The 23,905-nt window shown below is 57.3% G+C and carries 21 protein-coding genes; 10 read left to right on the forward strand and 11 right to left on the reverse strand.

Annotated features, from left to right (window positions below; all coding sequences use genetic code 11):
- Positions 1-33 precede the first annotated feature (33 nt).
- The 9 genes from E1297_RS27435 to dnaK all read right to left on the reverse strand — a co-directional run bounded on the left by E1297_RS27435 (position 34) and on the right by dnaK (position 8,392).
- The gene (locus E1297_RS27435; protein ID WP_155143868.1) at positions 34-591 is read right to left on the reverse strand and encodes a NifU family protein; all 558 of its coding nucleotides are present in this window, start codon (positions 589-591) and stop codon (positions 34-36) included.
- A 165-nt stretch (positions 592-756) separates the two neighbouring features.
- Positions 757-1,248, reverse strand: coding sequence for a universal stress protein (locus E1297_RS27440; protein ID WP_155143869.1), 492 nt, complete (start codon positions 1,246-1,248; stop codon positions 757-759).
- Positions 1,249-1,320: 72 nt separating this feature from the next.
- Positions 1,321-2,625: an ATP-dependent protease ATPase subunit HslU gene (gene hslU, locus E1297_RS27445; RefSeq protein WP_155143871.1), complete on the reverse strand. Its 1,305-nt coding sequence runs from the start codon at positions 2,623-2,625 to the stop codon at positions 1,321-1,323.
- Between the two features lie 3 nt (positions 2,626-2,628).
- Positions 2,629-3,147, reverse strand: a complete 519-nt coding sequence (locus E1297_RS27450) for a GNAT family N-acetyltransferase (RefSeq protein ID WP_155143873.1) — start codon at positions 3,145-3,147, stop codon at positions 2,629-2,631.
- A 6-nt stretch (positions 3,148-3,153) separates the two neighbouring features.
- Entirely contained in the window at positions 3,154-3,714 is a 561-nt protein-coding gene (hslV, locus tag E1297_RS27455; RefSeq protein WP_155143874.1) for an ATP-dependent protease subunit HslV, read from the reverse strand.
- Positions 3,715-3,829: 115 nt separating this feature from the next.
- Positions 3,830-4,417 carry an NADPH-dependent FMN reductase gene (locus E1297_RS27460; RefSeq protein ID WP_368669698.1) on the reverse strand — a complete coding sequence of 196 codons (588 nt, stop codon included), beginning with the start codon at positions 4,415-4,417 and terminating at the stop codon, positions 3,830-3,832.
- Between the two features lie 32 nt (positions 4,418-4,449).
- Positions 4,450-5,100: a class I SAM-dependent methyltransferase gene (locus tag E1297_RS27465; protein ID WP_196223418.1), complete on the reverse strand. Its 651-nt coding sequence runs from the start codon at positions 5,098-5,100 to the stop codon at positions 4,450-4,452.
- A 75-nt stretch (positions 5,101-5,175) separates the two neighbouring features.
- Positions 5,176-6,312 carry a molecular chaperone DnaJ gene (gene dnaJ, locus E1297_RS27470; RefSeq protein WP_155143877.1) on the reverse strand — a complete coding sequence of 379 codons (1,137 nt, stop codon included), beginning with the start codon at positions 6,310-6,312 and terminating at the stop codon, positions 5,176-5,178.
- 163 nt (positions 6,313-6,475) lie between these two features.
- Positions 6,476-8,392, reverse strand: coding sequence for a molecular chaperone DnaK (dnaK, locus tag E1297_RS27475; RefSeq protein WP_155143879.1), 1,917 nt, complete (start codon positions 8,390-8,392; stop codon positions 6,476-6,478).
- 279 nt (positions 8,393-8,671) lie between these two features.
- Between dnaK and E1297_RS27480 the strand changes: the two genes are divergently transcribed.
- Positions 8,672-9,280 carry an alpha-ketoglutarate-dependent dioxygenase AlkB gene (locus tag E1297_RS27480; protein ID WP_155143905.1) on the forward strand — a complete coding sequence of 203 codons (609 nt, stop codon included), beginning with the start codon at positions 8,672-8,674 and terminating at the stop codon, positions 9,278-9,280.
- Positions 9,281-9,303: 23 nt separating this feature from the next.
- On the opposite strand, the gene ubiB is transcribed toward E1297_RS27480, so the two are convergent.
- Together ubiB and ubiE are read right to left on the reverse strand one after the other, a co-directional pair.
- Positions 9,304-10,887, reverse strand: a complete 1,584-nt coding sequence (ubiB, locus tag E1297_RS27485; protein WP_155143880.1) for a 2-polyprenylphenol 6-hydroxylase — start codon at positions 10,885-10,887, stop codon at positions 9,304-9,306.
- Positions 10,888-10,890: 3 nt separating this feature from the next.
- Positions 10,891-11,679 (reverse strand): bifunctional demethylmenaquinone methyltransferase/2-methoxy-6-polyprenyl-1,4-benzoquinol methylase UbiE, encoded by a 789-nt coding sequence (gene ubiE, locus E1297_RS27490; RefSeq protein ID WP_155143881.1) that lies wholly within the window; start codon positions 11,677-11,679, stop codon positions 10,891-10,893.
- Positions 11,680-11,855: 176 nt separating this feature from the next.
- Here ubiE and mutM point away from each other — a divergent pair, with 176 nt between their 5' ends.
- The 9 genes from mutM to E1297_RS50850 all read left to right on the forward strand — a co-directional run bounded on the left by mutM (position 11,856) and on the right by E1297_RS50850 (position 23,379).
- Positions 11,856-12,749: a bifunctional DNA-formamidopyrimidine glycosylase/DNA-(apurinic or apyrimidinic site) lyase gene (gene mutM, locus E1297_RS27495; protein ID WP_155143882.1), complete on the forward strand. Its 894-nt coding sequence runs from the start codon at positions 11,856-11,858 to the stop codon at positions 12,747-12,749.
- Between the two features lie 119 nt (positions 12,750-12,868).
- Positions 12,869-13,642, forward strand: a complete 774-nt coding sequence (locus tag E1297_RS27500; protein WP_155143883.1) for an enoyl-CoA hydratase — start codon at positions 12,869-12,871, stop codon at positions 13,640-13,642.
- A 176-nt stretch (positions 13,643-13,818) separates the two neighbouring features.
- Positions 13,819-14,085 carry a 30S ribosomal protein S20 gene (gene rpsT / locus E1297_RS27505; RefSeq protein ID WP_155143884.1) on the forward strand — a complete coding sequence of 89 codons (267 nt, stop codon included), beginning with the start codon at positions 13,819-13,821 and terminating at the stop codon, positions 14,083-14,085.
- 647 nt (positions 14,086-14,732) lie between these two features.
- Positions 14,733-15,173 (forward strand): rhodanese-like domain-containing protein, encoded by a 441-nt coding sequence (locus E1297_RS27510; RefSeq protein ID WP_368669699.1) that lies wholly within the window; start codon positions 14,733-14,735, stop codon positions 15,171-15,173.
- A 158-nt stretch (positions 15,174-15,331) separates the two neighbouring features.
- Positions 15,332-16,810, forward strand: coding sequence for a chromosomal replication initiator protein DnaA (gene dnaA / locus E1297_RS27515; protein WP_155143885.1), 1,479 nt, complete (start codon positions 15,332-15,334; stop codon positions 16,808-16,810).
- Between the two features lie 160 nt (positions 16,811-16,970).
- The gene (gene dnaN / locus E1297_RS27520; RefSeq protein WP_155143886.1) at positions 16,971-18,089 is read left to right on the forward strand and encodes a DNA polymerase III subunit beta; all 1,119 of its coding nucleotides are present in this window, start codon (positions 16,971-16,973) and stop codon (positions 18,087-18,089) included.
- Positions 18,090-18,116: 27 nt separating this feature from the next.
- Complete coding sequence (recF, locus tag E1297_RS27525; RefSeq protein ID WP_155143887.1) at positions 18,117-19,265, forward strand: DNA replication/repair protein RecF; 1,149 nt, start codon at positions 18,117-18,119, stop codon at positions 19,263-19,265.
- Positions 19,266-19,400: 135 nt separating this feature from the next.
- Positions 19,401-21,851: a DNA topoisomerase (ATP-hydrolyzing) subunit B gene (gyrB, locus tag E1297_RS27530; protein ID WP_155143888.1), complete on the forward strand. Its 2,451-nt coding sequence runs from the start codon at positions 19,401-19,403 to the stop codon at positions 21,849-21,851.
- A gap of 517 nt (positions 21,852-22,368) precedes the next feature.
- A complete protein-coding gene (locus E1297_RS50850) occupies positions 22,369-23,379 on the forward strand; it encodes a septal ring lytic transglycosylase RlpA family protein (RefSeq protein ID WP_256372787.1) in 1,011 nt (336 codons plus the stop codon).
- The last annotated feature ends 526 nt before the right edge of the window (positions 23,380-23,905 follow it).

A 23,905-nucleotide genomic window follows, 5' to 3' on the forward strand; every position in this document is an offset into this window, starting at 1 on the left:
GATGCCGGGCTTCAAGTGCTGAACAGTGTTGCCCTAGATGGGGCGGACTTCCTGAACTTCCGGCACAAAATGCCGCAAGAGGTTCTGGATGCCGTGTTGCAGGGTTGCGGTCGAGGACGGGCACCCGGCGCATGCTCCACGCATGGACAGATAGACAACCCCCTCCTTGAAGCCCTTGAAGGTAATATCCCCGCCATCCTGAGCCACGGCCGGACGGACGCGGGTCTCAAGGAGATCCTTGATCACGGACACGGTCTCTTCATCGGCGGCTTCGAAAAACTCGCCTTCTTCCAGGTCTTCGCTTTGGCCTGACGCCATGACCGGCTGTCCGGACATGAACTGCTCCATGATCGCCCCGAGAATGGCCGGCTTCATATGCTGCCAGTCAGTGTCGTCCTTGGTGACGGTGATGAAGTCATGGCCGAAAAACACGGCCGCAACGCCGGGAATCTGGAACAGCTTTTCGGCGAGCGGCGATGCGCCTGCATCCGCAGAGGAGCGGAAATCATAGGTCCCCTCCGGCAGGACTACCCGCCCGGGAAGAAACTTCAAGGTCGCCGGATTGGGCGTCGCTTCGGTCTGGATGAACATATCGGTGTTCCTTGCACGCTTTTGTGGTCCCGCCCTTGCGCGTCCAACAATCGGCGTTCCAACAATTCATCGTATTATCACGATGTGATCTTTTACAGCATTCGGATCCAGTTTGGAACCATTAAAAACTAGATAGGCAACCGGTTTACCGGATCAAGGTAAGCGTCAGGCAAGTGCATCTATCGATTCATCGTCCAGATTGCCGGGCACTATGGTAACCGGGATCGGAAAACTGCCAGCCTTAGAGGCAATCGACGACACAAGCGGCCCGGGTCCCTCCTTGTCCATGGCCGCAGCAAGGACAAGAATGGCAATATCGGCGTCCGTTTCGATCAGATCAACGATGGCTTCCGACATGTTTCCCTCACGAATCACCGTTTCCGGCTCGGTTCGGGCCACAGACCTGACGCGCTCGGAGGCCTTGGCAAGCGTCGTCTCGGCTTCCTCGGTTGCCTCCGCCCGCATGATCTCTTCAACACCCAGCCAATGCTGAAAGTCGCCATTGTTAATGCCGCACAACAACACGACCACACCGCTTGTGCGTGCCGCGCGCTTTGCGGCATACACAATCGCACGATCGCTTTCGGGTGTGTCGTCAACCACCACCAGAAATTTCCGGCGGTGGCCTTCTTCATTGCTTTTCCGGATCGCTACCATGGCTGCATGCTGCCACCTGCCACCTGCCCCCGCAAGGGACAAGTGACACTGGGCAGCTGTGAAAGAGACTGATCAGAGGATGAATTTCGACAAGTCGACATTCTTTGCCAACTCGCCAATGTTTTCACGGACGAACTCCGCCGTGATCTCGATCGTCTCTCCGGGCCGGTCCGGTGCTGTGTAGGACACGTCGTCGAGAATGCGCTCCATGACCGTCTGCAAACGGCGGGCTCCGATGTTTTCGACGGAAGCATTCAGATCCACTGCAACCGAAGCAATCTCGTCGATCGCATCGTCGGTAAACACAAGATCGACGTTCTCCGTCTTCATCAACGCCACATACTGCTTGATCAGGCTGGCTTCCGGTTCCGTCAGAATGGCCTGGAAGTCTTCCTTGGTCAGCGCTCTGAGTTCGACGCGAATCGGCAACCGTCCCTGCAGTTCCGGCAGCAGATCCGATGGCTTGGCCACATGGAACGCTCCGGAGGCAATGAACAGGATGTGGTCGGTCTTGACCGGACCATGCTTGGTCGACACCACCGTACCCTCGATCAGCGGAAGCAGGTCGCGCTGAACGCCTTCACGGGAGACATCGGCACCCGAGCGCCCTTCCCGGGCGCAGATCTTGTCGATTTCGTCCAGAAATACGATGCCCGCGTTTTCGACCAGTGAAATCGCTTCGGAAACAATCTTGTCTTCGTCCAGTAGCTTGTCGGACTCCTCGTTGATCAACAATTCGTAGGAATCACTCACCGACGTGCGTTTCGTCTTGGTCTGGCCGCCAAACGCCTTGCCGAGGATATCCGTGACATTCATCACGCCAACACTGGCACCCGGCATCCCGGGCAGGTCGAAGCTCGGCATTTGCGGTTGCGCGCGGACCTCGACCTCGATTTCCTTGTCGTCAAGCTCACCGTCACGCAGTTTCTGACGGAAGGAATCACGCGTTGCCGGGCTGGAGTTGGCACCAACCAGCGCATCCAGAACCCGTTCCTCGGCCAACAGGTGCGCCTTGGCCTTGACGGATTCACGCTTCTCGGTTCGAACCAGACTGATACCCGCCTCCACAAGGTCGCGGACAATCTGCTCGACATCGCGGCCGACATAGCCGACTTCGGTAAATTTGGTCGCTTCCACCTTTGCGAACGGCGCGTTGGCCAGTTTGGCCAGCCGGCGCGAAATCTCGGTCTTGCCGACGCCGGTCGGGCCAATCATGAGAATGTTCTTCGGCAGAACCTCCTCGCGCATCTGGCCCTCAAGTTGCTGACGCCGCCAGCGGTTACGCAATGCAATCGCGACCGCCCGCTTGGCCTCCTTTTGACCAACGATAAAACGGTCCAGTTCTGAAACTGTTTCACGGGGAGAAAAATCGGACATTTGTTAAGACACACCTTCCTGTCTCGTGTGTTCCATAATCAGTATGTGGCCGGTCTTGCCCAACAGGCTTTCCACCTCCCGGAACCCGGCCTTGCGGTAGCATTTGATCGCACGGGGATTGCTTTTTTCGGGATCCACCAGGATCCGCGCCTTGCCCTCCCCCCGCAGCTTCGCGACAAACGCCTTCAATACTTCGGTACCAAGGCCCTTCGAGAGCTTTTCGCGCTCACCTATCGAAACATCTATGCCAACCGCTTCGTCTGGCAGCAGATCGAACCAGGGAACGACTTCCCGCCAGCCACGCGCCTTTTGATCGGCCACCGACCAAAGCTGGATGTAGCCGGCATCCTCTCCATCCACCTGGAAGATAAAGGGGCGGGTCGTGTCCCTGCCCTCCATCATGTCCTGGATGTATCCAAGTTCGGTGTCGACGTCCTTCCACCATTTCTGCCAATGTTCACCTTCCATCCATTTGTGGAGCAGAGGCAAATCGGCTTCGGTGACTGGGCGAAAGGTGACCATCGGCGCCTACTCAACCGCCTCCAGTGTTTCCACTGTAACATTGTCGTTTGTGTAGACGCAGATTTCCGCAGCCACCTTCATGGCTTTCCGGGCAATCGTTTCGGCATCCGCATCGGTGTCTACCAGAGCACGCGCAGCAGCCAGGGCGTAGTTGCCGCCCGACCCGATTCCCATGACACCACCTTCCGGTTCAAGCACATCGCCTGTACCGGTGAGCACGAGAGACACATGCTTGTCAGCGACCAGCATCATCGCCTCCAGACGGCGCAGATACCGGTCTGTACGCCAGTCCTTCGCCAATTCCACACAAGCGCGCATCAACTGGCCGGGATACTGCTCCAGTTTTGCTTCCAGACGTTCAAACAAGGTGAAAGCGTCCGCCGTTGCTCCGGCAAACCCGGCGATCACTTCGCCTTTCGCCAGCGGACGGACCTTTCGGGCTGTATGCTTGATCACGGTCGGGCCAAGCGACACCTGCCCGTCCCCGGCAATCACCACCTTTCCACCTTTGCGGACCATCATGATGGTAGTGCCATGCCAGGTCGCAGGATCGCGCGTTTCAGTCATAAATACCTCGTAGTGGGGATCAGTTTGTCGGAATCTTATGTAAGCCGTACGCCTGTGCATTCCAAGACGCCGCGAAAATGACAGTCACATTGTAAAACGTTTCCATCTGCCAATGCTAATGCAGAAGGTTTTTGCCTGTGTGGTGTAACAAAGCTTGCACCATGGATTGAAGTTGTTTTGCCGCGCGTTCATTTGCCAAGCCGCCATTGACATCAAAGGCTGCTCCGGCACCCGGTATGCTGACCATCTCCGGCAACACGAGCGCGCCGAGGCCCACTTCCAGAATGGAACGGGTTCCGATCAAGCCCCGCATTCCGCCAAAATTCCCGGGCGACGCGGCGCCAAGCGCAAAAACCCGCCCCTTGAACACGGAAACGCCTCCGGCGTCCGGGTCCTTGACACGGCTGACCCAGTCCAGCGCATTTTTCAAAAGCGGGGTGATGCCCGCATTGTATTCCGGGCAGGCGATAAACACGCCGTCATGGCCCTGAATGACCCGTTTCAGTTTTCGCGCATTTTCGGGAACACCATCATTGTCTTCCAGATCACCGTCGTAGAGCGGCAGGGGATAGTCCGCCAGCGAGATCTGGGTGACCTGCGCATCAGCAAGCGCCAGATGTTTCTTGACCAATGCGGCCAGTTTCACATTGTGAGATCCGGACCGGGCCGATCCGGAGAAAACCAAGAATTTGGGATGACGCACGCCGACTTGTCCTCTGATCAGCAAAACCAGAATCACTTAAAACCAAACCGCTTCTTCCGGTAAACCCAAACGCGTGCCGGGGGAAGGTTGTTCAGGACCCAGCCGGAACCCGAGACCTCAAGCGGCAAGGCGCCGGAACTTACCGGCGGGCGGAGGCCGTATGAAAACTGAACAAACGGCGCTCCGTCCTTGAGCAAGTACACGGCATCTTCAAGCAGGCGCAGCCGGTCTTTTTCCGGCCGCGTCAAAAGGGGAAGGCACGACAGGATTGCATCAACGCTTTCATTTTCTGAAGCCCCCCGGAAGTAGTTTGACTCACGAAGCGTCTGCCGCAAGGCATATCCATCCCCGTTCACCACGCCCACACCTGAAAATTTTTGAGAAAGAAGCCTGCAAAAATCTGGGCTGTATTCAATGACAGTCAGGGCCTCATTTGGCACGCCCTGCGCAATGATCCTGGCGGTCACAGCGCCGGTTCCAGCGCCAATCTCAATCACACGCCCGCACTGGGACATATTGATTTGAGCCACCATCTTTTCGGCAAGACGCGGTCCGGATGGACTTATCGCACCGATTTGAAACGGATGTTCGACCCAGTGGCGAAAAAACACCCACTCGTCACGCACAAACTCTCGGGCTGTACGCTGACGCCCATCACTTTGCATCTCTCGTCGCGGAACCATTGCCATCACCCCGGTCTGATGCCTGAATATAGGCATCAAACTTCAATTCTCAGGCATCCCGCTCGCAAAAAACGCTCAAGCGCCAAGGTTATCGATAAAATCCTTGACCTTGGAGAAGAACCCTGCGGATTCGGGATGGTTCTCGCCGGACGATTCTTTCTCGAATTCGGAAAGCAATTCTCGCTGGCGTCTGGTCAGGTTTGTCGGCGTTTCAACCACCACCTGAATATACATGTCTCCAAACTGGCTGGAGCGCATCACCGGCATGCCCTTGCTGCGCAGACGGAACTGTTTACCCGTCTGGGTGCCCTCGGGAACCTTTACCCGGCTGGTGGAACCGTTGACCGTCGGGACATCAAACTGCCCGCCAAGGGTGGCAGTTGTCATCGAGATCGGCACATTGAAATAAAGATCCGCACCGTCGCGCTTGAAAAGGTCATGCGGCTTGATCGACAGGAAGATGTAAAGATCCCCGGCTGGCCCGCCACGTACCCCTGCCTCGCCCTCACCGGCCAAGCGGATCCGCGTGCCATCTTCAATGCCGGCCGGTATGTTGACGGACAAGGTCCGTTCCTCGGTCTTGCGCCCGGCTCCACCGCAGCTTTTGCAGGGATCGGAAATCACCTGACCCTTGCCCTGACAGGTCGGACAGGTCCGCTCAAGCGTGAAGAAACCTTGCGCAGCACGGACGCGGCCCGCACCGCCACAAGTCCGGCAGGTCGTCGGGCTGGTCCCGGGCTTTGCGCCCGATCCCGAACAGGTGTCACAGGTCACACTTGTCGGAACTTCGATCTCGACAGTCTTGCCGTGAAAAGCATCTTCCAGCGATATATCGAGATTGTAGCGCAGATCCGCACCGCGCTCGCGCCCTCCGGAGCGGCGCCCGCCCCCCGGACCGCCCATCCCGAAGAACTCTTCAAATATATCCGACATGGTCGAGGCGAAGTCGGGGCCGTTCGGACCAGCCCCGCCGCCGAATCCGCCATTTTCGAAAGCTGCATGACCGAAACGGTCATAGGCGGCGCGCTTCTGGCCGTCTTTCAGCGTATCGTAGGCTTCGTTTACTTCCTTAAAGCTCGCCTCCGCCGCAGCATCCCCCGGATTGCGGTCAGGATGGTATTTCATCGCCATCTTGCGGTAGGCGCTTTTCAGCGTCTTGTCGTCCGCATCTCGGGAAACACCTAGAACTTCATAGAAATCGCGTTTGGCCATCAAGATCACTCAAATTGGTCTTGCCATGGTCGCACACACCTCCAAACCTGTTTCGAGGCTTAAGCAGCAAAGGCCCAGCCCCTCGGCCAGACCCCAACTTGGATGGAGAGCGCTCCAAAGCAAAAAGGCCCGCGGTGAGGCGTTCACCGCAGGCCAGTTCTGGTTAGGCAGACTTCTTGTCGTCGTCCTTGACTTCCTCGAAGTCGGCATCAACGACATCATCGTCCTTGGCGTCAGCGGTGCCTTCACCGGCGTCCCCCGCTTCGGCTTCTGCCTGCGATGCCTTGTACATGGCTTCGCCGAGCTTCATTGACGCTTCAGCCAGAGCCTGTGTCTTGGCCTGAATGTCTTCAAGGTCTTCGCCTTCAAGAGCGGTCTTCAAGGCAGCAAGCGCACCTTCGATGGCAGATTTCTCATCCGCGCTGACCTTGTCGCCATAGTCCGCCAGAGACTTTTCGGTAGAGTGAACAAGCGACTCGCCGTGGTTCTTCGCCTCTACAAGCTCCTTGCGCTTCTTGTCGTCATCCGCATGGGATTCAGCGTCCTTGATCATCTGATCAATATCACTGTCTGACAAACCACCGGACGCCTGAATGCGGATCTGCTGTTCCTTGCCGGTGCCCTTGTCCTTAGCGGACACGTTCACGATGCCGTTGGCATCAATGTCGAAGGTCACCTCGATCTGCGGGACACCGCGCGGTGCCGGCGGCAGACCGACGAGGTCGAACTGACCGAGGACCTTGTTGTCCGCAGCCATTTCGCGCTCACCCTGGAAGACACGGATGGTCACGGCCGTCTGATTGTCTTCAGCCGTCGAGAACACCTGGCTCTTCTTGGTCGGGATCGTCGTATTGCGGTCGATCAGGCGGGTGAAGACACCGCCAAGCGTTTCGATACCCAGAGACAGCGGCGTCACGTCGAGCAGCAGAACGTCCTTGACGTCGCCCTGCAGAACGCCGGCCTGAATGGCAGCGCCCATGGCAACAACCTCATCCGGGTTCACACCCTTGTGCGGTTCCTTGCCGAAGAACTTGTTCACCGTTTCCTGGATCTTCGGCATGCGGGTCATGCCACCAACCAGAACAACCTCGTCAATCTGACCAGCTGCCAGACCGGCATCCTTCAGCGCAGCCTTGCAAGGCTCGATGGTGCGCTTGACCAGATCGTCAACGAGCGATTCGAACTTTGCGCGTGTCAGCTTCAGGGTCAGGTGCTTCGGACCGGATGCATCCGCTGTGATGAACGGCAGGTTGACTTCGGTCTGGGACGAAGAGGACAGCTCGATCTTGGCTTTTTCGGCAGCTTCCTTCAGACGCTGCAGCGCCAGCTTGTCCTGCTTCAGGTCAATGCCCTGCTCCTTCTTGAATTCGGAAGCAAGGTAATCGACCAGAACCATGTCGAAGTCCTCACCACCCAGGAACGTATCTCCGTTGGTGGACTTAACTTCAAAGACGCCATCGCCGATTTCGAGGATCGACACGTCGAACGTGCCGCCGCCCAGGTCATAGACTGCGATGGTCTTGCCGTCATTCTTGTCGAGACCATAGGCCAGCGCGGCAGCTGTCGGTTCGTTGATGATCCGCAGAACTTCAAGACCGGCGATCTTGCCGGCATCCTTGGTCGCCTGACGCTGTGCATCATTAAAGTAGGCCGGAACCGTGATCACGGCCTGCGTCACGGTTTCCCCGAGATAGCTCTCGGCGGTTTCCTTCATCTTTTGAAGAATGAAGGCGGAAACCTGTGAGGGGGAATATTTGTTGCCGTCGGCTTCAACCCACGCATCGCCATTGTCAGCCTTGACGATTTCGAAGGGAACCAGACCCTTGTCCTTTGCAACTGTCGGATCGTCGTACCGGCGGCCGATCAGTCGCTTGACAGCAAACAGAGTGTTTGTGGGGTTGGTGACCGCCTGGCGTTTCGCCGGCTGGCCTACAAGACGCTCACCATCGTCGGAAAATGCAACCATCGACGGAGTGGTGCGGGCGCCTTCCGCATTCTCAATTACTTTCGCATCTTTCCCGTCCATGACGGACACGCACGAGTTCGTCGTGCCGAGGTCGATACCAATGACCTTTGCCATATCTGCCTCTCTTTCTAGCAAACCGAAACGACCCGTTCAGGCATCCTTCCGGCTCCTCTTTGATTTTTCCGGGTTAAATCCGGACAACACACCAGTTGAAAATTCGGATTTGGCGTGAAGCTTGAACGCTATATAGGTGGATGCAACATTACCTGCAAGAACCTCGATGACTGACAAACAGAACGCCGTAACGTCATCCCGATGAAAAACGGATGGCTGGCGGCTGGATAGCATGAAAGCCACGCCGGACACGGCCATCAAGCGCGTTGCATGAAAGGTATGGCGATGGCTGCACCGGATGGATTTCGATATTTGCCAGACTTTATTGATCGCACCGGACAGCAATTGCTTTTGGAGGAGATCCGCTCAATCGTTGCGGCCGCTCCCTTGTTCCAGCCTGTCATGCCCCGGACCGGAAAACCGTTTTCCGTCCGGATGAGCAATTGCGGGCCGCTTGGCTGGGTGTCGGACCGCGATGGGTATCGCTATGAGAACTGCCACCCTGAAACCGGCGCACTGTGGCCCGGCATTCCCGGCACATTGCTCGAGCTTTGGAAAAAGGTTGCACCCGGCCACCCCGAACCGGAAGCCTGCCTGATCAACTATTACGGCCCGGGCTCGAAAATGGGCCTGCATCAGGACCGGGACGAACAGACCTTCGGAGCGCCTGTTGTATCCGTGTCGCTCGGCGACACCGCCTTGTTCCGGATTGGCGGCACCAAACGCACTGATCCGACGCGTTCTTTCCGGCTGGCTTCGGGCGATGTGGTTGTTCTGGGCGGTGATTCGCGTCTCGCCTATCACGGGATCGACCGGCTTGTGGCCGGAACGTCCACCCTTCTGAAAAACGGCGGCCGGATCAATCTGACCCTGAGACGCGTGACATAATCACCGCTTTTGACTGCAAAATCCTAGGACCACAGCCCGAGAGCAAGGGCCAGCATAGACAGGGCGATCACCCAAAGGGCAACCCGGCCGGACCTGTTGTAATGCGCCTCGGCCTTTCCGATGGCATCAGCGGTTTTAGGGTCGAACCGCAGTCCATTCTGACCCATTTTGTCCAGTTCGACAGACAAGCGGCCCATACGGTCCGCAAACTCCGGAAGGTCGGTCGCGATCCTGTTCAGGGCCAACAGACCGGTTCCCAGATCCCGGATTTTTCCGGCTGGTCCGAGATGCTGCGCAATCCACTCAGCGACAACCGGCTCGGCGGTCGACCACATGTCCAGCCGCGGATTGAGTGTCCGCGCCACGCCCTCGACCACGACCATGGTCTTTTGCAACATGATGAGCTGCGGCTGGGTGCTCATTTCGAACAGCTCCGTGACCTCAAACAATTGGGTCAACAAGCGGGCCATGGAGATTTCACTGGCATCCTGTCCATGGATCGGCTCACCAATCGCACGGATCGCCTGAGCAAAGACATCTACATCCTGATGGGCCGGAACATATCCCGCCTCGAAATGCACTTCGGCAACACGGCGATAGTTTCGGGTGATGAAGCCGTACAGGATTTCGGCCAAAAACCGCCGCTCCTGCGGACTGAGGCGGCTTGTAATCCCGAAATCGACCGCAACCAGCGTGCCATCGGCCTCGGCGAACAGGTTGCCCTGGTGCATGTCCGCATGAAAGAACCCGTCCCGCAGAGTGTGACGCAAGAAGCTCTGAATCACCAAAGCGCCCAGGGCCTTCAGATCCCGGTGGTCCTCAGCCAGCCCGTCGACATCGGAAAGCTTGCGCCCGTCAATCCACTCCATGACGAGGACGCCTTTGGCCGTCCGCAGCCAGTTGACTGCCGGGACACGAAAACCGGGGTCATCGACCGTGTTCTCGCCCATTTCAGACAGGGCTGCCGCCTCAAGGCGAAAATCCATTTCCAGCTCGACCGACCGCGCCAGAGTATCGACAATTGCAATCGGCCGCAGACGGCGCGAGGCTGGCAGGAACCGCTCAGCCAACCGCGCAACCAGATAGTAACTTTCCAGATCCTTCTTGAAGCGGCGCGCCACACCGGGACGCAGGACCTTGACCGCCACCTTGCGCCGTGTGCCGTCACGCTCCTCAATGACAGCAGGGTGGACCTGCGCAATGGAAGCTGCGGCCACCGCCGGGCCGAACTCGACAAAAAGCTTGTCGATCGGGGCTTCCAACTGTTCCTCAATCGCCGCGACTGCCTCTTCATGCGGAAACGGAGGCAATCTGTCCTGCAGTGCAGACAGCTCTTCGGCGGCTTCCTTGCCAACCACATCGGCGCGGGTTGCGAGAAACTGGCCAAGCTTCACATAGGAAGGCCCGAGCCGGTTGAATGCATCCGAAAAACGCAGTTCCGCGCTCTTGGTCTTGACCGAGCGGCGCTCAAGCAGACGCGCCATGGCAATGCCGAGGCGGGCCATGGGCGGCAAGTCCGGCACATGCGCAAGACCGAATACGCCTTCGCGCGCCATGACAAACCCCGCATTCACGAGACGGATAAACGGCCTGATTGCCAATGCCATGGATTAGTATTTCCAACCGCTGTGGAGGGCGGCAATGCCGCCGGAATAGTTTCGATAGGACACGCGTTCGAAGCCGGCTTCGCGGATCATTTCCGCAAAACGCTCCTGATGCGGAAAATTCCGGATGGATTCAACAAGGTATTGATAGGGCTCACCATCCCCGGTGACCATGCGGCCGATCGGCGGGATCACGTTAAACGAAAAGGCATCATACACCTTGTCCAGCACCGGCACATCCACCTCGGAAAATTCAAGGCAAAGGAACTTGCCGCCGCGCTTCAGCACACGGCGTGCCTCGCGCAAGGCCTTCGGAATGTCTGGCACATTGCGAATGCCAAAGGCAATCGTATAGGCATCAAAGCTTTTGTCGGGAAACGGCAGCTCTTCCGCATTTCCCTGAGTGAACTCAATGCGGTCAGCAAGGCCGGCCTTTTGGGCCCGGTCCCGCCCCACCCCAAGCATCGATTCATTGATATCGCACACGACCGCCTTCACTGCACCATTAGACCGGTGAATGGTGCGGGTCGCGATATCGCCGGTTCCACCGGCCACATCCAGAAGCCGCCAGCCGGCGCTGTCAGACTTGGGCGGATGCAGCACAGACACCATCGCGTCCTTCCAGACCCGGTGCAGCCCGCCCGACATCAGGTCGTTCATGACATCATATCTGTCGGCGACCTTGTGAAACACGTCATCAACGAGCGCTTGCTTGCTCCCCTCGCCGACCGTCCGGAACCCGAAGCTGGTCGGCATGTCCTCGGGGGCCCGGTCCGAAGTCCGCTTTTCCTGCATGGTGCCCTGAGCTCCTTGAATTCAATCAAAACGACGGAATATGGGTTGTTTCCACAAGGTTCCGCCGACAATCCGGCGGACCATAGTACAAGCACGGCCAAAGCGCTATGTTCACGGCCGTGACAGCTGTGAAATGCCGCAGGCCATTGAAAAAACATGACGGAGATAGCGCGGCAATGCCAGAGTTACCCGAAGTCGAGACGGTGCGGCGCGGCCTTGCAGATGTGTTTGAAGGCGCCGTCATCATCAAAGTCGACCAGAACCGCCCAGATTTGCGTTTTCCGTTCCCGGCTGATTTTACAAGCCGTCTTGAAGGCCGGGCCGTGACGTCTCTGGGCCGGCGCTCCAAATACCTCCTGGCGGACATTGAGGACAACAATGTTCTGGTGATGCATTTGGGCATGTCCGGCTCGTTCCGTATCTTTGCACCGCATACAGAAAATTCACCCGGCCGGTTTGCGCACGCGCGCTCAAAGGATGAAAAACACGACCATGTCGTTTTCCATCTCAGGACCCGGACTGGCGAAAATGCACAGGTTGTCTACAACGACCCGCGCCGCTTCGGCTTCATGACCCTTGCCGAGCGCCCTACGCTCGAAAGCCATCCGCTGTTTGAAAAATTGGGGATCGAGCCTCTCGGAAACCAGCTGGACGGAAGCTACTTGTCCACACGCTTTCAAAACAAGAAAACACCATTGAAGGCAGCCCTTTTGGACCAGCGCATCATTGCCGGGCTCGGCAACATCTATGTCTGTGAAGCGCTCTGGCGCACAGGCCTTGCTCCGGCCCGTCCTGCGGGATCCATTGCGGGCAAGCAAGGGCGGGCAACAAAAAAGACTTCAGAGCTTGCATTCAACATCAAGCAGATCCTGATCGAGGCTATTGAGGCTGGCGGTTCGTCCCTGCGGGATCACGCACGCACAGACGGAACACTCGGGTACTTCCAGCACAGCTTTGCGGTCTACGGCCAGGAAAACCAACCCTGCCGGAAAGCAGGCTGCGACGGTGTGATCGAACGCATCGTGCAATCCAACAGGTCAACCTTTTATTGCCGCTCCTGCCAAAAGTAGCAGGCCTTTTATCCCCGTTAGCCTTCGAAGAGCAGGGTTAAGGAGTTGCGCTTCCCCCAAGCAGTCGGTTAGGCATTTTCGGCAGAGGTGATCATACAAACGTGGGTGGGAGTTGCCTGATGGGATATGAGAATATCCGCGTGGAAAAACGCGGCAAGGTCGGTCTGATAACGCTCGACAGACCCAAGGCACTGAATGCCTTGAATGCGGCCCTGATTTCCGAGCTTGGCGCCGCACTCGACGGGTTTGAGACCGATGAGCGCATTGGATGTGTTGTCATTACCGGCTCGGAAAAGGCATTTGCCGCCGGTGCGGACATCAAGGAAATGCTGCCCCATGATTTCGCCAGGGCCTATCTCGACGACCTGATCACCCCGATTGACCGGATCGCGCGCAACCGGAAGCCGATCATTGCCGCCGTCGCTGGCTATGCTCTGGGCGGCGGCTGCGAACTCGCCATGATGTGCGATTTCATCATTGCCGCCGATACCGCCAAGTTCGGTCAGCCCGAGATTACCCTCGGCGTGATCCCGGGAGCAGGTGGCACCCAGCGCCTTGCCCGGTTTGTCGGCAAGTCGAAAGCCATGGAAATGTGCCTGACGGGACGCATGATGGATGCTGAAGAGGCAGAGCGCAGCGGCCTCGTGAGCCGGGTGGTTCCATCCAACGACCTTCTTGGAGAAGCTTTGAAAGCCGCCGACAAGATCGCAGACTTCTCCCTGCCCGTGGTCATGATGACAAAGGAAAGCGTGAACCGGGCCTATGAGACGACACTGGCGGAAGGCGTCCGATTTGAGCGCCGGGTCTTCCATGCCATGTTTGCCCTTGACGACCAGACAGAAGGCATGACCGCTTTCTCCGAAAAGAGAAAACCTCAATTCGCGAACAAATAATCCATATTGCGGCGCTATGGCATTGACGCCGCCCGGCCGCCCGACTATAAGCAGCCTTCAATTGGTGGCGGGACGACCGCCGCCATTCTTATTTGACCGGGTCTTGATTGCGTCTTTCGTAACCGCTCCTGGTCGCAAACGGACTTAAGTTCCATCTACGGATCAGGATTGAGCCCATGGCCAACACACCCTCGGCCAAGAAGGCGGCCCGCAAGATTGCCCGCCGGACGGCCACGAACAAAGCTCGGCGCAGCCGCGTGCGGACGTTCTTGCGCAAGGTAGAAGAAGCAATTGCTTCCGGCGACCACAGCGCAGCAAGTGCTGCATTGAAAGCAGCGCAACCGGAAATTATGCGTGCAGCCTCCAAAGGCGTTATGCATTCAAATACCGCATCGCGCAAAGTATCGCGTCTGAGCGCCAGAGTTAAGTCTCTCGCAGCGTAAAGAACAGCGCGTCACTTTCAGATCAAAAAACCCGGTTTCGGCCGGGTTTTTTTTTAGCCGCGCAATATTGCCGATGGGTAATCCGGCTAAACTAAATGAAGCTATCAGCGCTTTTCTCTAGTCTGCAGATTGCCAGAATATCTATCGATAATTCAACGACTTGCAGATATGTCAGGCATTGCGCCGCACAACAATCCGGATTCGGCAGGAGTCAAGAAAAATTTGTGGCGTTTTTTTTAATCACGCCCGCAAACAGACTCAACGGTAGAGCTGACTGAAAAAACCTCAGAGAGGAAAAGCGTTTGGCGCGCGCAGTGAATACGCCGGGGCAAAACTACCGCTAGGGCCACTTCACGCATGATGGCGATTTCTCGAATTGAAACTATTGCCGGACACAAAACCTGTGTATATGCTTGTCTCGTCGACCTCAGAACCGACGTTTCACGCACAACACAAATAAAGAATTGCTTGGATGCGAGATGACAAAGTCAAACAAAAATCGATCTAAGCGAAAAAACTGCAGACGTCAGGGCGAATACAGTAGTCGACCTCCTTTTAAATGACATGAGATCGTTCTGATCTCAATTTTCCACTAAACAGACCAGATATACACGGCACGGCAGATTTTCTGCCGCAGGGGGCTTGTTGTGCAAAATCCTTCACAATATGCGGGTGACGTCAGCGTCACCGAAGCGTTTGAGAAATTGCAGGAAGATCAAAATTCCATTCTGGTTGATGTTCGCACCCAGGCGGAATGGACCTTTGTCGGCATCCCCGACCTCAGAGCAGTCGGCAAGGAACCGGTGTTTGCGGAATGGCAGAGTTTCCCGCCGGCATCACCTGTGACCGACTTCGCGGAAAAACTTTCTGCGCTTCTGTCTGAAAAAGGTCTTGACCAATCGGCCTCGATATTTTTTCTGTGCCGCTCCGGCGCCCGTAGCCAGGCCGCTGCGATTGCGATGACGCAACTCGGTTATTCGAGCTGTTTCAACGTCGCCGCCGGTTTTGAAGGTGGCCTCGATGCACAAGGCCATCGCGGCACCCAATCCGGATGGAAGGCCTCCGGGCTGCCTTGGATTCAAAACTAGTTTTCTGCCTGACACAGGCAGTTTGGGGCAGAGACCGTTGGTGTCTGTCACGTCAATAGTCGTCTCGATCGAGACATAATAATAGCTGTCGGACAGACAGCATGGTGGCAGAGGCGTGGTAGTGGCGGACCGCGTCTCGAAAAACAGGAGGCGTAAATATGCAAGTTCCGGAGGGTAGCGGCTCTGAACACTGGAACAGGGTCAAAAAGCGTCTGCGTGCAGAGCTTGGCGAAGATGTGTTTTCCAGTTGGTTCGCCCGCGTGGATCTCGAAGAACACAATGAAGGCACTGTACGTCTGTCGGTTCCGACCCGGTTTTTGAAGCAGTGGATCCAGTCGCACTATAATGATCGGCTGATGGGTCTGTGGCAGCGCGAATGCGAAAACGTTCACCGCATCGAGCTGACGGTGCGCGGCGCCATCCGGCCCCGGCAGGTTCGTCCGGCAGCGCCGGCAGCCATTCCTGCGCCCAAGCGGACGAAACCCGTTGGCGCGGAACAAAAACCGGAAGCAGCCAAGACTCAACAAAATCCGGTGTCCGCTGCGCAAGCAGCCACCGCAGCAGTTGGGCGCGGCGAGAACGGCGGCTCAAAACAGAACGATCTGCAAGGTGCGGATCTCGACCCGAAATACACTTTTGAGACCTTCGTCGAAGGCGACTCCAATGCGCTTGCGCTCGCAGCAGCACGGCAAGTCGCTTCTGGCGGTTCGGTGACGTTCAACCCCCTGTTCCTGCATGCGGCTGTCGGTCTCGGCAAGACGCACCTGATGCAGGCAGTGGCAACCAAGTTCAAAAACTCCGGCCGCAAGGTGCTTTACCTGACTGCCGAACATTTCATGTACCGGTTCGTGTCGGCACTGAAGGCCCAGTCCGCACTCGCGTTCAAGGACACCCTTCGCACGATTGACCTGCTGCTGATCGACGACATGCAGTTCCTTCATGGCAAGCAAGTGCAACAGGAATTCTGCCACACGCTGAATTCCCTGATCGACGGTGCTCGTCAGGTGATCGTGGCTGCAGATCGCGCGCCTGCGGATCTTGACACACTTGATGATCGCGTGCGCTCACGTCTGTCCGGCGGACTTGTCGTCGGGATTCAGGAACCCGATTTCTCCCTGCGCCGCAATATTTTGTCGACACGGATTTCAACGGCTCAACGCAACTATCCGCAATTCGATGTTCCGGAACCCGTTCTGGATTATGTGGCGAGCCACATTGCATCGTCTGGCCGCGACCTTGAAGGTGCCTTGAACCGGCTGGTTGCACACAACCAGCTGACCAATGCCCCGATCACGCAGGAGATGGCGGAAAAGACCCTGCGGGATTTGATCCGGTCCAACGAACCGCGCCGGGTCAAGATCGAAGACATCCAGCGGATTGTTTCCAAGCACTATAATGTCACGAAAGCCGATCTGCTTTCGGCACGCCGGACCAGAACGATCGTGCGCCCGCGCCAGATTGCCATGTACCTTGCCAAGGTCATGACCCCGCGGTCGCTGCCGGAAATCGGCCGCCGGTTCGGCAATCGCGATCACACAACTGTTCTTCACGCCGTGCGTAAGATCGAGGAACTGGCCAAGTCCGACCACACCTTGTCGCAGGAGCTCGAACTGCTGAAACGCATGCTCGACGCCTGATCAAAAAACAGTCTTGAAAGAGGGGCGTCTTGACGGGCGCCCCTCTTGCTTTTTGGAACTTATGCGGGCAGTGTCTTCGCCCCGCAGCGCCATCGCGCTGCACCCAAGTTTCACATGGCCGCGTTTTTCCGCCGGCGCCTCACGAGTATGGATCTATCGTATGAAAGCGACCCTCGAGCGGACCGATCTCCTCAAGTCCCTGACTCATGTGCACCGGGTTGTCGAGCGCCGGAATACCATTCCAATCCTGTCCAACGTCTTGTTGCGCGCAGAAGACGGTGCCCTCAAGCTGAAGGCAACAGACCTCGATCTGGAAGTTCTGGAAACCGTCCCCGCCATGGTCGAATTGCCCGGCGCGACGACCGTCCCGGCTCATACGATTTACGACATCGTCCGCAAGCTGCCGGAAGGCGCTCAGGTTGTTCTGGAAACGACCAGTGACAACGCGACGCTGGAACTGCGGGCCGGCCGGTCCCGGTTTACGCTTCAAATGCTGCCGGAAACCGACTTTCCCGACCTAACGGCTGGCGAGTTCGGCCACAGCTTCACGCTTTCGGCAGGCGCCATCCGGAAGCTGATCGACACGACCCAGTTTGCAATCTCGACCGAAGAGACACGGTATTATCTCAACGGCATCTACCTGCACACGGTCGACACCGCGCAAGGCCAGCGGTTCCGGGCTGTTGCAACGGACGGACACCGGCTGGCGCAGGCTGAAGTTCCTGCACCGAACGGATCTGTCGGAATGCCGGGCGTCATTGTCCCGCGCAAGACGGTTGGAGAAATCCAGAAACTGCTCGAAGATCCGGAAGCCGAAGTCCAGATCGAACTGTCGGAGACCAAGATCCGGGTGACGACAGGCCCGATCATCCTGACCTCGAAACTGATCGACGGCACCTTCCCCGACTATGGCCGCGTCATCCCGCAAAACAACGACAAGGAAATGCGTGTCGACCGGGACGAATTCAAGGAGGCGGTTGACCGTGTGTCGACAATCTCTTCAGAGCGCGGCCGCGCCGTCAAGCTTGCCCTGACTGAGGGCCGGATGGTCCTGACGGTGAACAATCCGGATTCGGGCAGTGCCACGGAAGAGCTTGCTGTCGAATATGGCGAAGAGCCGCTCGAGATCGGCTTCAATTCCCGTTACCTTTTGGACATAGCCAACCAGCTGTCCAGTGATACGGCGTTGTTCCGTCTGGCAGATTCCGGGTCCCCGACCCTTATCCAGGACAACACGGTCGACGATTGCCTGTTTGTTCTGATGCCCATGCGCGTCTGATCAGACTGGTGAGCCAAGGCATATGACATGAGCGGTTCCGCGCCAGCCTTCATCACCCGGCTGACGCTGTCCGACTTTCGCAACCACGAGCGGCTCGACATCAAAGTCGGCGCACCGCTCGTGGCTTTTGTCGGTGACAACGGCGCCGGCAAAACCAATATCCTCGAAGCCATTTCGTTTCTGACCGCCGGCCGGGGCATCCGCCGTGCCGCGCTGGCCGACATTGCCCGCCACGATGGTTCAGGCGGATGGAGCGTTTCGGCGCGGATTGAATCGGACGGGCTAGAGAGCCAGATCGGTACGGGCTTTAGTGCAGGCAACAGCGGGCGCAAGGTCCGGATCGATGGCGAGGACATCCGCACGACCGAAACCCTGCTGGACTATGTTCGCGTGCTCTGGCTCGTGCCCAGCATGGACGGCCTGTTCACCGGTCCGGCAGGAGACCGCAGGCGGTTTCTGGATCGCTTGACCCTGTCGATCGATCCGGCACACGGGCGGCGTGTCGGCGATTTCGAAAAAGCGCTTCGGCATCGCAACAAGTTGCTGGATCAAGACGGCGGCGATTCCTTTCTGAGCGCCATTGAAACGCAAGTGGCAGAACTTGGCACCGCAGTCTCCCTTGCCCGGCTGGAAACGGTCAGCCTTTTGTCGACGGCCCTCTCCCGGCAGACGGACGGCGCGGCCGTGTTTCCCAAGGCCGATATCGTGTTTGAAGGAGAGTTTGAGAGCCGGTTTGCCGCAATGCCGGCAACCGAAGCGGAGACCGGCTTTCTGGAGATGCTTAAAAACAGCCGCTTCCGCGATCGCCAGGCCGGCAGAACCCTGCTGGGACCCCATCTGAGTGATCTGCAGGTCCGGCATTCTGCGAAGAACATGCCCGCCAGCCGCTGTTCGACCGGGGAACAAAAAGCGCTGTTGATCGGCCTTATCCTGGCCCATGCGGAACTGACCCGCTCGGTGACGGGGACGCCACCGATCCTGCTTCTTGACGAAGTCGCAGCCCATCTCGATCCCGGGCGGCGCGCTGGCCTGTTCGCGAAGCTGTCGGAGATCGGCGGTCAAGTGTTCATGACCGGTACCGACGAAGCCCTTTTTGACGCCCTGCCGGACAATGACGAAATCCATTTGATCGCCCATCCGGCATGCCGTCTGCTGCGCGGCGCTTCCTCCCCTTAAATCCGCCGGAATCTTGTGATTTTTCCACCACTATGATGACGGCTTCAGGCGTGGTAAGCAGGCGCAGTTGAACCGGCCCCACAACCCCGTATAACGGGGTGTTGAATTCAAAGATCGAATTGGTGATTGATTCGCATGAGCGATACTTCTGTGCCCGCATCCGTACCCGCATCCGATGGCGACGAAGCCGTCTATGGCGCTGATTCCATCAAGGTTCTGAAAGGACTTGATGCGGTCCGCAAACGCCCGGGCATGTATATCGGCGACACGGATGACGGCTCCGGCCTGCATCACATGGTCTACGAGGTTGTCGACAATGCGATCGACGAGGCCCTTGCAGGCCATGCGGATCATGTCACCGTGTCGCTGAACGCGGACGGATCGGTCACCGTGTCGGACAATGGCCGGGGCATCCCGACCGACATGCACGCCGAGGAAGGTGTTTCCGCTGCAGAAGTGATCATGACACAGCTTCACGCGGGCGGGAAATTCGACCAGAACTCCTACAAGGTGTCGGGCGGCCTGCACGGCGTCGGCGTGTCGGTGGTGAATGCACTGTCGACCAAGCTGGACCTCCGCATCTGGCGCGACGACAAGGAACACATCATTTCCTTTGCTCATGGCGATGCAACCGCGCCGCTTTCGGTTGTTGGCCCGGCCAACGGCAAGAAGGGCACCGAGGTCACATTCCTGCCCTCCCCCGAAACGTTCACCAAGATCGAGTTTGACTTCAACACGCTGGAACACCGGCTGCGCGAGCTCGCGTTCCTGAATTCCGGTGTCCGGATCATCCTGACCGACAAGCGCGGCGTCGAGGATGTGGTCGAGGAGCTCTATTACGAGGGCGGTCTGGAAGCCTTTGTCCGCTATCTCGACCGGGCCAAACATCCCCTGATCGAGGCACCGATCACGGTCGGCGCCGAGCGCGACGGCATCACCGTGGAAGCCTCGCTCTGGTGGAATGACAGCTACCACGAACAGGTCTTGTGCTTCACCAACAACATTCCGCAGCGCGATGGCGGCACACATCTCGCGGGCTTCCGCGGCGCCCTGACCCGCCAGGTCACCGGCTATGCGGACAGCGCCGGTCTGCTCAAGAAGGAAAAAGTCAGCCTGTCGGGCGATGATTGCCGCGAAGGGCTGACTTGTGTGCTCTCGGTCAAGGTCCCGGATCCGAAATTCTCGTCCCAGACCAAGGACAAGCTGGTGTCCTCTGAAGTCCGGCCGGTGGTCGAGAACCTGATCTCGACGGCTCTGTCGGAATGGCTGGAAGAAAACCCCGCGCCCGCAAAAGCCATTGTCTCGAAGGTCGTTGAAGCAGCGTCCGCGCGTGAAGCTGCCCGCAAGGCCCGCGAACTAACACGGCGCAAGGGCGCCCTTGATATCGCTTCCCTGCCAGGCAAACTGGCGGATTGCCAGGAACGCGACGCTTCCAAGGCCGAATTGTTCCTCGTCGAGGGTGATTCGGCGGGCGGCTCCGCAAAGCAGGGCCGCCACCGCGCGAACCAGGCCGTGTTGCCGCTGCGAGGCAAGATCCTGAACGTGGAGCGGGCCCGCTTTGACAAGATGCTGTCTTCCAACGAAATTGGCACCCTGATCACCGCGCTCGGGACCGGCATCGGCAAGGAAGAATTCAATGTCGAGAAGCTGCGCTATCACAAGATCATCATCATGACGGATGCTGATGTCGACGGCGCCCACATCCGCACACTGCTTCTGACCTTCTTCTTCCGGCAAATGCCGGAGCTGATCGAAAACGGCTATGTCTACATCGCCCAGCCGCCGCTCTACAAGGTCAAGCGCGGCCAGTCCGAGCAGTATCTTAAAGATCAGGATGCCCTTGAAAACTTCTTGATTTCGAGCGGTCTGGAAGACACGTCCCTGACGCTCGCCAATGGCGAGGTGCGGACCGGAGAGGATCTGCGGGCTGCTCTGGAAACGGCACGCACCCTGTCCGGCATCTTCGACGGCCTTCATTCCCGCTACAACCGGGATGTCGTCGAACAGGCCGCGATTGCAGGCGCCCTCAATCCCGAGACGCTGGACGACCAGGCCAAGGCCGAGGAAGCTGCCGCCTACATTGCGCGCCGTCTCGATATTCTGGCCGAAGAGTATGAGCGTGGCTGGACCGGCGAAGTGCGCGAAGACGGCACCCTCGCGTTCAAGCGCACCGTGCGCGGTGTCGAGGAAGCTGCGATCATTGATCCGGCCTTGCTAGGGTCTTCGGATGCACGCCGGCTGAGCAGCTACACCGAACATCTTCAGGAAGTCTACGGAAAAGCAGCGTCTTTGCGGCGCAAGGACATGCTGACCGAAATCCGGGGCCCGCGCGCGATGCTACAGAAGATTTTCGCCTACGGCCAAAAAGGGATTTCCCTGCAGCGCTACAAGGGTCTTGGCGAAATGAACCCGGACCAGCTCTGGGAAACCACGCTCGATCCGAATGTACGCTCGCTGTTGCAAGTGAAGATCAGGGAAGCCGATGACGCCGACGATATCTTCACCAAGCTGATGGGCGATGAGGTCGACCCAAGGCGCGAGTTCATTCAGGACAACGCCTTGAGCGTCGCCAATCTCGACATCTGACGCCGGAATTTGCCGCCAAAGGCATTTTTCAAAAGTGGGGCATATGCATCTCAGTCACGGATATGCCCCACTCGCTAGCTGATTAAGATAAGCTTTCCCCGCATAACAGAGTTATAACACTCCAAGCGAACCACGGTTCTATTCAAAAATAGTAATATTTAAAATAAATAAATTAAAATCAGAAAATATATAACTCATCCATATAATACAGGCTGACTTTTTTAAAAAAAATTAAGTATTCTCCCCAAATTCTAGAATATAAATTTGCGAACACATCAGAATACAGGTGTCCGCAACATGAAATACAACTCGATTTCATTTCTCCGGCAAAACAGGGCCCGGTCAGATCCATAAACACGATCAGGTCCAACTATATTTGCCGAATTCCTCCCTCAACAATGCAGTTATTCAGTTTCACGGATCCGCGCTCGCGGACGCGCGTGCATTCCGAGAATTTACAAGCAGGAATACTGACGTGGCTTCAACCTTGAGAAAGATCATCCTATTGGCATTGGCTCTGGCAGTTCTCGGTACTCCGGCGTTCGCAGCCAACAACATTGACATGATTCAGGGCGGAAAGGCGTCGTGGTATTCATCTCACAACAGAACCGCAAGCGGCGAACGCATGAACCCGAATGCGCTGACTGCCGCCAGCCGGACCTTGCCCTTTGGCACCATGGTCACGGTCCACAATCTGAAGAACGGGCGCAATGTTTCGGTCCGCATAAATGATCGTGGACCATATATCCGTGGCCGCAATATCGACCTTTCCAGGGGAGCTGCAAGGGAGCTGGGAATGGTATATTCCGGTGTCGTTCCTGTGCGGATCGTTGTGGACCATTTGCCAGAAGGCAAATCGAAACGCCATGCAAGACAAGAACCCCATGAAACTTCCAGACATCACCGCCGCAGTCCGGAAAACCGATCCGAGGCGCATGGCAAACACATCCGGCGGACATCCCACCCGCATTCCCGTCAGCAAGCTCACAAAGAGGTCCGGAAACAGGCAAGCAAGGTTGCGGACCGGACTGCGGTCAAAAACACGCCGTCCCATAGCGGTTGGCATTGGCCGTTTCAGGTAGACGCTGCCAAGGCCGGTGAACACCGGACCGGTAAAGACCACGGCACCGCCCCGATTTCCCGGCATGCACGCCATCAGCTTCCCGACCACCGGTCTACTGCCCGGACCAGGTCCGCAGAAAAACGCCACAGCCACATCCGGGGCGGCACAGAACAGTCTCAAAACGCTCACTCAAAACAATCGGGTTCATCGGAGGGACACCAATGGCACTGGCCATTCGCAAAGCACGTTTCTCTCTCCGGCGACCATCAGGCCGGCCAACTGCACGGCAAAAACCGGACTGATGAGCATGCGGATCAGCGGCGTGCCCACCATCGCGCGACCGCTTCGGCACGGCCTTCAGAGACGCGGTACCACAGCACTTCAAACTCGAAAGCGCAGGTTCACAAGGCCCACTCAAGACAAGCAAATGCGCCAACCGATCACCAATGGCACTGGCCGTTTTAGAGAGTGTTTCGGTCCCCCAAACCCACTTCTTAACCGGACAGTAAAGCGCCAAGCCTGAACCCATTGGCCCGCGAGGGAAACATGATTGCCGCCGGCTCCTCGCACCCGTTGTGTGTCAGATGGCACCGCAACAGGTAGACCCAGAACCAAGGCCCTCTCAAACGCAGAAACAACCTGAAGGAGCATTGTTTCGAAAGCAATCAAGAATAGTTTCTGATACGTACTTAAATCCTGATCAAAAATTCGAATATTAATCCTTAATGACAAGTCTGGTCCGGACCGGTACTATTCCGGCGTGGTCGATGGGGCCACGTGCACAGTAAACTTTACCGCGCGGCCCTTTCCGAAAGGTCCGCGCGTTTTTTATGTTTTCCGCTGCCCAGCAACCAGAAAACGGAACGAGCTTTCTAATAATAAGCAAACATAGGATTTATGACGATGGTTGCTCATTATCTTGAAATTTACATGACTTCAAAAAGACCGCGGCATATTAAATTCAATCGAAACATGCATAATTTGGCCTTAC

The sequence above is a fragment of the Roseibium sp. RKSG952 genome (assembly GCF_009711355.1).